At 64.6% G+C, this 11742-nt stretch carries 10 protein-coding genes; 4 read left to right on the forward strand and 6 right to left on the reverse strand.

What is annotated here, in order from left to right; all coding sequences use genetic code 11:
* Positions 1-38: 38 nt before the first annotated feature.
* The 5 genes from EBBID32_RS22880 to EBBID32_RS22900 form a co-directional block, all read right to left on the reverse strand.
* On the reverse strand, positions 39-1409 hold the full coding sequence (locus EBBID32_RS22880; protein ID WP_006967930.1) for a class II 3-deoxy-7-phosphoheptulonate synthase: 1371 nt from the start codon (positions 1407-1409) through the stop codon (positions 39-41).
* Between the two features lie 128 nt (positions 1410-1537).
* The gene (locus tag EBBID32_RS22885) at positions 1538-1924 is read right to left on the reverse strand and encodes a Rap1a/Tai family immunity protein (protein WP_006967939.1); all 387 of its coding nucleotides are present in this window, start codon (positions 1922-1924) and stop codon (positions 1538-1540) included.
* 94 nt (positions 1925-2018) lie between these two features.
* Positions 2019-3242: a YceI family protein gene (locus tag EBBID32_RS22890; RefSeq protein ID WP_006967940.1), complete on the reverse strand. Its 1224-nt coding sequence runs from the start codon at positions 3240-3242 to the stop codon at positions 2019-2021.
* Between the two features lie 85 nt (positions 3243-3327).
* The gene (locus tag EBBID32_RS22895) at positions 3328-4671 is read right to left on the reverse strand and encodes an alkaline phosphatase family protein (protein ID WP_006967942.1); all 1344 of its coding nucleotides are present in this window, start codon (positions 4669-4671) and stop codon (positions 3328-3330) included.
* A 100-nt stretch (positions 4672-4771) separates the two neighbouring features.
* On the reverse strand, positions 4772-7087 hold the full coding sequence (locus EBBID32_RS22900; protein WP_006967944.1) for a TonB-dependent receptor: 2316 nt from the start codon (positions 7085-7087) through the stop codon (positions 4772-4774).
* Positions 7088-7327: 240 nt separating this feature from the next.
* On the opposite strand from EBBID32_RS22900, the gene EBBID32_RS22905 reads away from it, so the two are divergent.
* Complete coding sequence (locus EBBID32_RS22905; protein ID WP_006967948.1) at positions 7328-7765, forward strand: acyl-CoA thioesterase; 438 nt, start codon at positions 7328-7330, stop codon at positions 7763-7765.
* Between the two features lie 189 nt (positions 7766-7954).
* Here the strand turns inward: EBBID32_RS22905 and EBBID32_RS22910 are convergent, their stop codons facing one another.
* Entirely contained in the window at positions 7955-8338 is a 384-nt protein-coding gene (locus tag EBBID32_RS22910) for a DUF983 domain-containing protein (RefSeq protein ID WP_006967949.1), read from the reverse strand.
* 94 nt (positions 8339-8432) lie between these two features.
* On the opposite strand from EBBID32_RS22910, the gene pabB reads away from it, so the two are divergent.
* The 3 genes from pabB to EBBID32_RS22925 all read left to right on the forward strand — a co-directional run bounded on the left by pabB (position 8433) and on the right by EBBID32_RS22925 (position 11653).
* Positions 8433-9608: an aminodeoxychorismate synthase component I gene (gene pabB / locus EBBID32_RS22915; RefSeq protein ID WP_006967950.1), complete on the forward strand. Its 1176-nt coding sequence runs from the start codon at positions 8433-8435 to the stop codon at positions 9606-9608.
* A gap of 33 nt (positions 9609-9641) precedes the next feature.
* Positions 9642-10265 (forward strand): aminotransferase class IV, encoded by a 624-nt coding sequence (locus EBBID32_RS22920; protein WP_006967952.1) that lies wholly within the window; start codon positions 9642-9644, stop codon positions 10263-10265.
* Positions 10266-10450: 185 nt separating this feature from the next.
* Positions 10451-11653 (forward strand): pyridoxal phosphate-dependent aminotransferase, encoded by a 1203-nt coding sequence (locus EBBID32_RS22925; protein WP_037492533.1) that lies wholly within the window; start codon positions 10451-10453, stop codon positions 11651-11653.
* Positions 11654-11742 lie beyond the last annotated feature (89 nt).

The raw sequence follows: 11742 nt of genomic DNA on the forward strand, positions 1-11742 counted from the left end.
TCCCGCTTGCGGGAGGGGAGTTGACGGCATCTCGCCTCTTACGCCGCGGCGCGGCGTTCTTTCAGTTCTTCGTTGAGCATTTCGGCCAGCAGGAAGGCCAGTTCCAGGCTCTGCGCCGCGTTCAGGCGCGGGTCGCAATGGGTGTGGTAGCGGTCGGCGAGGCCTTCGTCGGTGATGGCGATGGCGCCGCCGGTGCATTCGGTGACGTTCTGGCCGGTCATTTCGGCGTGGATGCCGCCGCCAAAGCTGCCTTCGGCGCGGTGGACGGCGAAGAAGCCGCGCACTTCGGCCAGGATGCGCTCGAACGGCCGTGTCTTGTAGCCATTGGCCGCCTTGACGACATTGCCGTGCATCGGGTCGCAGGACCAGACCACCGGATGGCCTTCGCGCATCACCGCGCGGACCAGCTTGGGCAGGCCCGCCTCGATCTTGTCATGGCCATAGCGGGTGATGAGCGTGATCCGCCCGGCTTCGCGCTTGGGGTTGAGCAGGTCGAGCAGGCGGATGAGTACATCCGGCTCCAGGCTGGGACCGCACTTCATGCCGATGGGATTGCCGATGCCGCGCAGATATTCGACATGGGCCGACCCTTCAAAACGGGTGCGGTCGCCGATCCACAGCATGTGGGCGGACGTGTCATACCAGTCGCCGGTCAGCGAATCCTGCCGGGTCAGCGCCTGCTCGAACGGCAGCAGCAATGCTTCATGGCTGGTGTAGAAGCTGGTCCCGCCAAGCTGGGGCACGGTTTCCGCCGACAGGCCGCAGGCGCGCATGAAGTCGAGTGCCTGACCGATCTGGTCGGCCATCTGCTCAAACTTTGCGGCCCAGGGGCTGCGGCCCATGAAATCGAGCATCCAGCCATGGACCCGATCCAGGCTGGCATAGCCGCCGGTCGAGAAGGCGCGCAGCAGGTTCAATGTCGCGGCCGACTGGTTATAGGCCTGCACCATGCGCTGCGGGTCCGGCTCGCGGCTTTCGGCCGTGAAGGCGATGTCGTTGACATTGTCGCCGCGATAGCTGGGCAGCTCGACCCCGCCGATGACTTCGGTATCGGCCGAACGGGGCTTTGCGAACTGGCCGGCCATACGGCCGACCTTCACCACCGGCAGCTTCGACGCGAAGGTCAGGACGACCGCCATCTGGAGCAGCACGCGGAACGTGTCGCGGATATTGTTCGGGTGGAATTCGGCAAAGCTTTCGGCGCAATCGCCGCCCTGGAGCAGGAAGGCTTCGCCGGCCGCGACCTTGGCCAGGTCCGTTTTCAGGTTGCGGGCCTCGCCTGCAAAGACGAGCGGCGGAAACTGGCCGAGCTGGGCTTCCACGGCGGCAAGCGCCTGTGTGTCCCGATAAGCGGGCATCTGAATGCCCTTATGCGCGCGCCAGCTATCCGGCGTCCAATTCGCCGCCACGACGAGTCTCCTAAAATGAACCAAAAAAACAGGGGCCGCACCTACGCCGGTGCGCCGTTCAAGGCAAGTTTATAGCAGCCGCGCGACGTTCAGGCGCAATGATCCTTTCGATCAGACTGATCGAGCGGCTATTTCTGGCATGGATAGCGGTCGTTGAGCGCGACGCTGACCAGTACGGAGGCGGGGCCGCGCCGCTGGTCGGGCCAGCGTTCGAGATAGGCGACGACCGTGCGGCGGGCGTCGTCCGCGCTCATCCGGTCGGGCCAGCAGATCGGGCGGCCCCGACCGATGAAGCTGTCCTTGCGGATACCATCGACCACGCCGACGATATAGGCGGTGCAGGCCAGCGCATATTCGGGCGCCTTGTTGCGGCATTTGGCGAGGAGCGAGGTGCCGCTTTCAAACATGAAGGCGCTGCCGCTGGTGGGCGCTGCCGGGGCGGGGGGTGCCGCCGCTGCGGCGCCAGACAAGAGGAGGGGGGCGACGGTCAGGAACAGGCGCATGAAGGCAGGCACTTTCTGTCAGCCAACGCGGCTGGGCTTGGCGTGATAGTGCCGCCACCGTCCGTGCCTGTCCAACCCGGACGACTGATGCCCGGAACGCTCCGCCTCAATCCTTCTGTCTGGCCGTGAAGGCGAAGCTGAGCTTGACCTGCGGGGCGAGGCCGCCGCTGCTCTGGCCATTGCCCACGCCAAAGGCCGAGCGGGCGATGGTGGCGGTGCCAGCGACTTTGCGGGTCGCGCCGTCACCGGTCAGGGTGAAGCGGATCGTCTGGGGCTTGGTCACGCCCTTCAGGCTGAGCGTGCCGGTGGCGCGATAGGTGTTGGTGCCGGTTTTTTCCGCGCCCTTCGCCGTGAAGGTTGCGGTGGGGTGGCTGGCGACGGCGAAAAATTCGTCGCCCGGCAGCATCCCGTCCTGATAGGCATCGCCGACGCTGGCGCTGGCCATGTCGATGCTGACCTTGATGTCTGCGCTGTCGGGATGGTCGGGGTCCATCAGAATCTCGGCGGTCCATTTGGCGAAGCTGCCGCTGATCGTCTGGCCATCATTGCCGACCGTAAAGCCGATCGTGCCGCCGGGTTGCACGGTCCAGGCAGGCGGTGGGCCGACGGGTTCTTCCGGGGCGGCTTCGGCGGCGTTGCTGGCGGCGTTGTCCGGCGCAGCCTCCACAAGGTTGACGGGTTCGGCGATATTTTCGGTCACTTCCGGCGCTTCGACCGGGGCGGCCATTTGCGGGGCGGCGCCGGGGAGGATCGCCTGGCCGACGACCAGACCCAGCAGGATCAGCGCGGGCAGGGCGATCAGCAACAGGGTCGAACGGCCCGGTATCATCCGCCAGATGAGCCCGTCGCGCATCAGGAAATGATGACGCAGCGCGCCCGCGACATGGAGCAGGAACAGCGCGATGCCAAGCCAAGCGATCAGGCCATGGCCGCCCTCCGCCAGATCATGCGCGCTGGCGGGTAGCGGCAGATGGGGCAGGGGCAGGACACCGAACAAAAGGGTCGGCACCTTGACCTTGGCGGTCGATACCAAGGCCCAGCCGGTCAGCGGCGCGCCCAGCATGAAAGCATAGAGTCCGCCATGCACGGCCGACGCCAGCGCGCCCTGCCAGCCGCCCTCCAGTTTCGGCGGGCGCGGCTTCCAGTAGCGCATGACGATCCGCAGCAGGGTCAGCAGCAGGATCGTGATGCCGACCGACTTGTGCCACTGATAGAGGGCAAAGCCGCGCGCGCCCAGATCCTCCAGCGCCCAGCCGACGCTGATCTGGAAGGCGAGCAGGGCGGCGATGGCCCAGTGGAGAATGATGGCGACAAGGCTGTAACGCTGCATGGAACCCCCGGCAGGATGGACTGGCGCGGACGCTATGCTGCGCGCGGGGCGAAGTCCATCGCCCTGCCGGGAAACGCAGCGTTGCCTATGGCTGGAGGGGGAGCGCTTCGACGTCTGCGTCGGGGAGCGGTGCGCCCATGAGCTTGGCAAGGGTCGGGGCGATGGCGCGCATGTCGATCAGGCCCAGATCCTTGCCCCGTGCGACGCCCTGGCCCATCGCCATGAAGGTGGCGCGCAGATTGGCGGGACCGGGGAAATAGCCGTGCATCCCCTTGACCGGGCTGCGTCCTACGACCGGCGCGGCGCTCCCTCGAAAAATGTCGGTGACGTAGCCGGGGGCAAGGTTGATGGTGAAGGTCGCCTGCGGATTGCCGCCCATCGCGGCGACTTGCGCCTTGTCGGCAACCTGCGCGATGCCATTGGCCGGATTGGCGGCGAGCTTGTCGAGCAGCGCCTTCACCTGCACCGCGAGCGCGGCATCGTCGGGCCGCGCCAGCATGATCGCGGCTGATCCGCCCGAAATCCAGGGCATGGCGAGCCAGGACGCGACCTTGCCATCCTTGCCCAGCGTGATGAGGCCAGCGTCGATGAAGGGGCGGTAGAGGTTGATCGCGCTGTGGGTTGCCTCAAAGCCATGGTCGCTGACCAGCGCGATCACCGCATCGGGATGCGCCTGCATCTGCGCCGCGACCAGATCGCCGACGATCGCGTCGATCTTTTCCAGCACGGCTTTGGCGGCGGGGCTGTCCGGTCCCTTTTCATGCTGTTCATGGTCGAGCGCGGTCAGATAGACGGTCAGGAATTGCGGCTTGTGCGCGGCGATCAGGGCGGTGGCGAAACGGCCGCGCAGCTGGTCGCCGGGCAGGCTTTCGTCGATGCCCATCGCGTAGGGCGCGCCGACTTTCGCCTCCAGTTCGGCTTTCAGGCCGGGCGTCGCCAGCGCATCGAGCAATTTGGCGTCGTCACCATGGCCGGTGCGCCAGATTTGCGGCAGGTTCCAGGTAACGCCCCTGGCCGCGACGCTGACCGGCCAGTGGATATTGCCGGTGGTCAGGCCCGCCTTGGTCGCGGCCTCCCACAGGGTCGGCACCTTGATGTCCTGCGCATACCAATACCAGCCGCCCTGGTTGATGCCGGTGGGGTCGAAGCTGTTGTTGGCGACGATGCCATGCTTGGCCGGGGTTGTACCGGTCATCAGCGTCGTGTGGCTGGGGTAGGTCAGCGTCGGCAACACGCCGGTGACGCCGGATGCATGTGCGCCCTCCGTCACGAAGCGGTGCAGGTTGGGAAGAGAAAGGCCGCGCTTGTCCGCCTCCAGCACGTCGCCGGGGCGCAGCCCGTCGATCGAGATGAGGAGGACGGGCTCCGCCAGCGCCGTGTGCGGGAAGAGGATGGCGAGGGCGGTGGTGAGGAGCGCGGTCTTTTTCATGATGATTGTCCCAACTGCCGTTCGCTTCGAGCGTGTCGAGAAGCGGATAACGCTGTGCGCATGTTTCTCGACTTCGCTCGAAACGAACGGAGCTTGTTGTTTAGAACCCGGCCTTCAGCGTGGCGAAGAATTGCTGGGGGGCACCGACCAGCAGGGTCTGGGCGTCGCCGCTATTGCCAAAGCCGCCCGACCCGATGGTGCCGACATAGCGCTTGTCGAACAGGTTGGTGGCGTTGAGCTGCACCTCCACCTTGTCGGTGAAGCGATAGCCGAGCGAGGCGTCGACGATCAGGCGGCCGGGGACCGACGCATCATTGGTATAGCTATAGTAGCGGCGCGACATATAGTTGAGGCCGACGCGGAAGAAGCGTTGGCCATCGTCATAGTTAAACTCGCCGCGCGCCATATGTTTGGGGCTGTCCACCACGGTCTTGCCCTTGATCGCCGCAACCAGCGGGAAGGTGCCATCCGGGTTTACGACACTGCTAAACACATCGTCGCGATAGGTGGCGTCGGTGTAGCTGTAGCTGGCATAGAGACCAAAGCCGCCGCCCAGCTTCAGGTCGCCCGCCGCCTCTACGCCGATGGCGCGCACGCCACCGACATTCTGAAGCGCGGAGGCCAGACCCTGGATCGGGCTGCCCACCTGCACCGCGAGCAGGCGGTTGCGGAAGTTGACCAGATAGGCGCCCAGCGTGCCGTTGAACATCGGCGTATTGTAGCGCAGGCCCAGTTCATAGGTGTCCGACGATTCGGGCTTCAGATCGTCCCTGATCGCGTTGAAACCGGCCTGGTTGGTCGAGAACGGACCGGCGGTGGTGGCGCTGGCGAAGGCGCGGGTCGACTGGCTGAAGCCGCCATAGACTTCCGCTTCGGGGCTGACTTCCACGACGAAACCGGCCGTGGGCTGGAACCAGTCCTGCGCCTTGATCTTGCCCTGCGGGAAGGTCGCCTGGACGACAGCCTCGGCCTTGTTGGTGACCGAAAAGCCCTTCCACCCCAGATTGATCGTCACCATGCCAAGGTCGATCTTGTCCTGAACATGATATTGGAACGTATCGGTGGTGAAGTCGAATTCCCACTGGGTGGCGAAGGGATTTTTGGGATAGTCGCGGAAGGACAGGCCCGGCTCGGTACGGCTGGCGAAAGCGTAGAAGCGACGCGCCTGATGGAATTTGTTATTCTCATACCAGGCGCCAACGCTCAGATTCTGGATGCCGAGCGTATAGTCGACACTGCCGAACGCGCCGATCCGGTCCATGTCATATTCGGTGGTGCGCACCGACATCGGCACGCCGTTCGGGCTGCGGGTGTAGGGGGTCGCCCACAGGCCCATGCCGCTATTATTGTGATAATAGCCCTTGATCTTGAAGGTCGCGCTGTCGCCCAGCGGCGTGGTCAGGCCGATTGCGCCCAGCCAGTCCTTGCGCAGGCCGGCCGCGTCATAATAGGCGTCGTCGGCGCTGGTGACATTGCCGGGATAGGTCTGGCCGGTGGCGACGTTCGCGCCGCTATAGTCGAAACGGCCATCGGGGAAGGGCGATCCGCCGCTGTTGCTGATCAGGTCCACGTCATTGAGGCGGCTGGCATAGTCGATCGCGCGGGCATAGTCGGGATAGGTGTTGTCCCAGTCCCAGCCGAGGCGATTGATCATGCCCATCGACATGTCCTGATAATCCTGTTCGCGGCGGTCGGAATAGCTAAGCCAGCCGTCGATCTTCGCGTCGCCGACGGGGATGATGACCTTCGCATTGCCCATATGCTGGTCCTGCGTTCCCTGGCCCTTATATTTGTCGGTCGAGCCATAGCCGTAGGACACATAGCCGCGCACGCCGTCCGTGCTGCCCAGATTGAGGCGGGCGAAGGCGCGGATCGTGTCGTTGCTGCCATAGGTCAGATTGCCCTGCGCGCCCAGTTCGCCGGTCGGTTCGGCCGAGAACGTCTCGACCGTGCCGCCCAGATTGCCGGTCGCCTGCGTACCGAGCGAACCGGCACCCTGGCTGACGCGCACGTTGCCGATATTCTCGCTGCTGATGGCGCGGGTGATGTGCAGGCCGTTATGATTGCCATAGCTCATGTCGCCCAACGGGATACCGTCGAAATTGAAGCCCAGCTGGTTCTGGTTGAAGCTGCGGATGGTGACGCGCTGCGACCATTCATAATTGCCGAACGGGTCGGCCGACTGGAAATTGACGCTGGGCAGTTTTTCGATGGCTTTCAGCGGATTGGTGCCCGGCGTCAGCACGATGATTTCGCGTGCCGATATTTCCTGCACCTGGCGGGTTTCGCCGCGGCCAAAGACGATGATCGTCGCATCGTCGGGCGCGGCCTCTGCGGCTGGCGCGGCTGTCTGGGCGAAGGCAGGCGTGGCCGCCAGCATGGTGGAGGCGAGCAGCAGGGCAGTGGCAGGACGCATTGTAATTCCCCTTGGATAACCGTGATCGGCTTGGTCCGGGGCCGTAGGCGCGTGATGTTGCACCGCAATGTGAGGAGCTTGACGGATTGGCGTCGTCTGCGTGACAATCTTGTGATGCGCGCGTCCCTTGCGCTAGATTGTGTCATAAAGGTCGCAGTCGCGCCATTTTCGCGGGCGCGATTGCATCACCGGCCAGCATGGCTATGGCATTGCCATCCCTATCTTATTGGAAAGCAGGACATGGCCAAACCCGATTCCTGGCGTTTCAGTCCCGAAGCCTATCGCTTCGTTACCAGCATCGACACCCGCTTTCAGGATCTCGATACGATGGGCCACATCAACAATGTGGCGATTTCCGGAATCTTCGAGACCGCGCGTATCCGGTTTCACCACCATATGGGCCGCCACCCGCAGGAACAGGGCGTGCGCTGGCTGGTGGCCAATGTGAACCTCAATTTCATCGAGGAATCGCACTTTCCCTATCCGTTCGACGTCCATTGCGCGATCGGCCATATCGGCCGGACCAGCTGGACGATCAGTTCGGCCGGGTTTCAGAAGGGCGTCTGCGTCGCCACCTGCGACACCACCGTCGTCACCCATGGCGCCGAAGGCCGCCGCGAGATTGAGGAGACGCTGCGCGAGGCGATGGAGATGAATTTCATTCGCCAGCCTGGGTGATGTGAATTAGAGTCATACCTCCTTTCACGTCGTCATTCCCGCGAAGGCGGGAATCCATCTCCCGCCTTATCGTCTTGATTTTAGGTCAGGAGATGGATCCCCGCCTTCGCGGGGATGACGTAAAATCTGTGAACAATGACCCTCGCAAGAGGTGGGTGCCTTACAGGTCAAGACCATTGCACTTTGGTCTCACCGGAACCCGTGCATCCGCCGGGTCCATTGGAAGGCGATGACCGCGCCCTTGACCGGCTGGATCATCGCGACGGCCAGCAGCAGCGCCAGTGTCGGCCAGATTGCCGCCTGCCAGCCCAGCGGAATATCGAGCGCGCTATTCACCTCGATCATCAGCGGCACCAATATATGGCCCAGCAACAGGATGACGATGTAGGACGGAAAATCGTCGGCCTGATGCATATCCCACGACTGGCCGCAATGGGTACAGGCGGTTATGGGCTTGAGGAAGCGGGCGAACATCCGCCCTTCGCCACAGGCGGGGCAGCGTCCGCGCAGCGCATGGCCGATGGCTGCGCCAAGCGGACGGTCGGGTGCGGCTTTGGGGGTCTGGTCGGGCATAGGCGCTGAGGTAAGGGCTGCGCCGCGGCCACGCAACACAGCATATTCCCCTACTGACCCTTTCGCCCGCGCAAAAGCCTGTTAATAAGCCGCCATGCGTCTCCCCGGTCCGTCCGAAGTCTTTGCCCTGTTCGACGATGCGCGCGTGCGTGGCGCGGCCCCGGCGCGGCTGTATCGCGACCCGGTCGGCATCATCGCCGCGCACAGCATGGACGAGGTCCAGCCCGCGCTCGACCGGCTGGCCGACGCGCGCGAGAGCGGACTGCATGTCGCTGGCTATATGGCCTATGAGGCCGGCCTTGCGCTGGAGGAGCGGCTGGCCCCGATCGCCCGTCGCCGTCAGGCGGAACGCAGCGCCGCGCCATTGCTGTGGTTCGGTCTGTTTGAAGGGGTGCGGCTGATCGCGCCGGGGGCGTTGCCCGATTTGCTGCCCGATCCGGCTGGCGCGACCGTGACGCCGCCGCGTCCGCTGATCGACGAGGCCGACTATCGCGTCGCGTTCAATGCCGTGCAGGATTATATCCGCGCGGGGGACATTTATCAGGCGAACCTGACCTTCCCCTGCGAAACCATAGTGACTGGCGATCCGCTGGCGCTCTATGCCGCGATCCGCCCGCGCGCGGCGGCGGGCTATGGCGGGGTGATCCGCACCGGCAGGCAGGCGTTGCTCTCCTTCTCGCCCGAACTTTTCTTCACGCTGGTGCGCGGGCAGTTGACCGCGCGGCCGATGAAGGGCACCGCGACCCGCCATAGCGATCCGCAACAGGACGCGGCGCTGGCCCGATGGCTGCAAAGCGATGCCAAGCAGCGCGCGGAAAATCTGATGATCGTCGATCTGTTGCGCAACGACCTGTCGCGGGTGTCACGCGCGGGCAGCGTGACCGTGCCGGACCTGTTCAAGGTGGAGAGCTACCCCACCGTCCACCAGCTGGTGTCGACCGTGCGCGCGCGCATCCTGCCCGGCCTGTCGCCGGTCGATGTGCTGCGCGTGCTGTTTCCCTGTGGTTCGATCACCGGTGCGCCCAAGGTGCGGGCGATGGAGATACTCGACGCGCTCGAACCCCATGCGCGCGGCGTCTATACCGGCTCGATGGGCTGGATCGACCCGGATGGCGACGCGGCGTTCAATGTTGCGATCCGCACGCTGACCATTGATGAAGGCGCTGGCATCGGGCGGCTGGGCCTTGGGTCCGGTCTGGTGGTGGATTCAGAAGCCGGTTCGGAGTGGGCGGAATGTCTGGCCAAGGGGCGGTTTCTTGCTGGTGCTTGACATATTTGCCCCCAACGGCTTGGAATAGCTGGAATGTCACTGGCCGATGGACGCTATGATCTGCTCGAAACCATGGCCTTCGATCCGCTCGAAGGCATCAGGTTGCTGGAGCTGCACCTTACAAGGTTGAAGGCGAGCGCCGATGCGCTCGGCTTTGCCTTCGATCGCCATGGCGTGCGCAACGAGTTGCAGGCCGCGACCTTCCGCCTGCGCGATCATAGCCGGGTGCGGCTGATGGTGTCGCGCGGCGGGGCGGTGGCGATCGAGGTGCGCGATCGGATCGCCTGGCCGGGCGCGATCGTGCCGGTCAAGGTCGTGCCGCGCCACGCGCCCGCCGATGACCTGCGGTTGCTGCACAAGACCACCGACCGGTCGCTCTACAGCGACGCGCTCAAACGCGGCGGCACCTATGAAGTCGCGCTGATCGACGCGCAGGGCTATCTGACCGAGGGCTGTTTCTCCTCGATCTTCGTCGAGCGCGGCGACAAATTGCTCACCCCGCCACTGTCGCGCGGCCTGCTGCCCGGCATCTTGCGCCAGAGCCTGATCGACATGGGGGAGGCGGTCGAGGCCGATCTGCGCGCGCATGATCTGGACAATGGCTTCTTCATCGGCAACGCCGCGCGCGGCATGGTGGCGGCGACGCGGGCGCATTAGCCACATCATTCTGCCGTAAAGCCACGAAGCACCAACTGGCGGTTGCCCCTGCGTCCGTTGCGCACTAAGGACCGCCGCGTCCGCCTTACGTGCGGACAAGGGGATTGAGTCATTTGCTGTCGCGATTTCCGAGCCAGTGGGCGGTGCCGCCCGCTTTGAAATCGCTTTGGAGAAAGATAATTACCATGAGCCAGACTTCCGCCGCGCTTGGTCGTATCCAGCCTTCCGCCACGCTCGCCATGAGCGCGCGGGTGAATGCGCTCAAGGCGCAGGGCGTGGACGTGATTGGCCTGTCGGCGGGGGAGCCGGACTTCGACACGCCCGATTTCGTCAAGGAAGCGGGCATCGCCGCCATCCGCAACAACCTGACCCGCTATACCGACGTGGACGGCACCGCCGACGTCAAGGAAGCGGTGATGTTCAAATTCCAGCGCGACAATGGCCTGGTCTATAAGCGCAGCCAGATCACGGTGAACTCCGGTGGCAAGCACACCTTGTTCAACGCGCTGGTCGCGACCGTGGACGTGGGCGATGAGGTCATCATCCCTGCGCCTTACTGGGTCAGCTATCCCGACATCGTGAATTTCGCGGGCGGTACGCCGGTGTTCATCGAGGGTCCGGCGAGCCAGGGCTACAAGATCACCGCCGCCCAGCTGGAGGCCGCGATCACTCCGCGCACCAAGTGGGTGATGCTGAACTCGCCATCGAACCCCTCAGGTGCGGCCTATTCGGCGGCGGAGCTGAAGGAGCTGGCCGACGTGCTGCTGCGGCATCCGCACGTGCTCGTCATGACCGACGATATGTATGAGCATGTCTGGTACGCTACCACGCCCTTCGCCACCATCGCACAGGTCTGCCCGGAACTCTATGACCGCACGCTGACGGTCAATGGCTGCTCCAAGGCCTTCTCCATGACCGGCTGGCGCATCGGTTTTGCCGGTGGTCCCGAATGGATCATCAAAGCGATGGGCAAGCTGCAATCGCAGTCGACCAGCAACCCCTGCTCGATCAGCCAGGCGGCTGCCGTCGCCGCGCTCACCGGGCCGCAGGATTTTCTGGAGGACCGCAATGCCGCCTTCAAGAAGCGCCGGGACATGGTCGTCGCGATGCTGAACGACGCGCCGGGGTTGGATTGCCCGACGCCCGAAGGCGCCTTCTACGTCTATCCCGACGCCAGCGGCGTGATCGGCAAGGTGACGCCCAAGGGGGTGACCATCGACAGCGACGAAACGCTGATCGGCTACTTCCTGGACGAAGCCAAGGTCGCCGCCGTCCATGGCGCCGCCTTCGGCCTCTCGCCCGCCTTCCGCATCAGCTATGCGACGTCGGAAGAGGTGCTGAAAAAAGCCTGCACCCGCATCCAGGAAGCCTGCGCCGCGCTTCGTTAAGGGATAGGCCGCACCGGCCCGCACCCCCACCCGGCCACCCACAGAATATCCTGAATGGGCGGCCGGGTGGGGGTGCGGGCCGGTGCGGC

The sequence above is a fragment of the Sphingobium indicum BiD32 genome (genome assembly GCF_000382885.1).
GTDB classification, from domain to species: domain Bacteria; phylum Pseudomonadota; class Alphaproteobacteria; order Sphingomonadales; family Sphingomonadaceae; genus Sphingobium; species Sphingobium japonicum_C.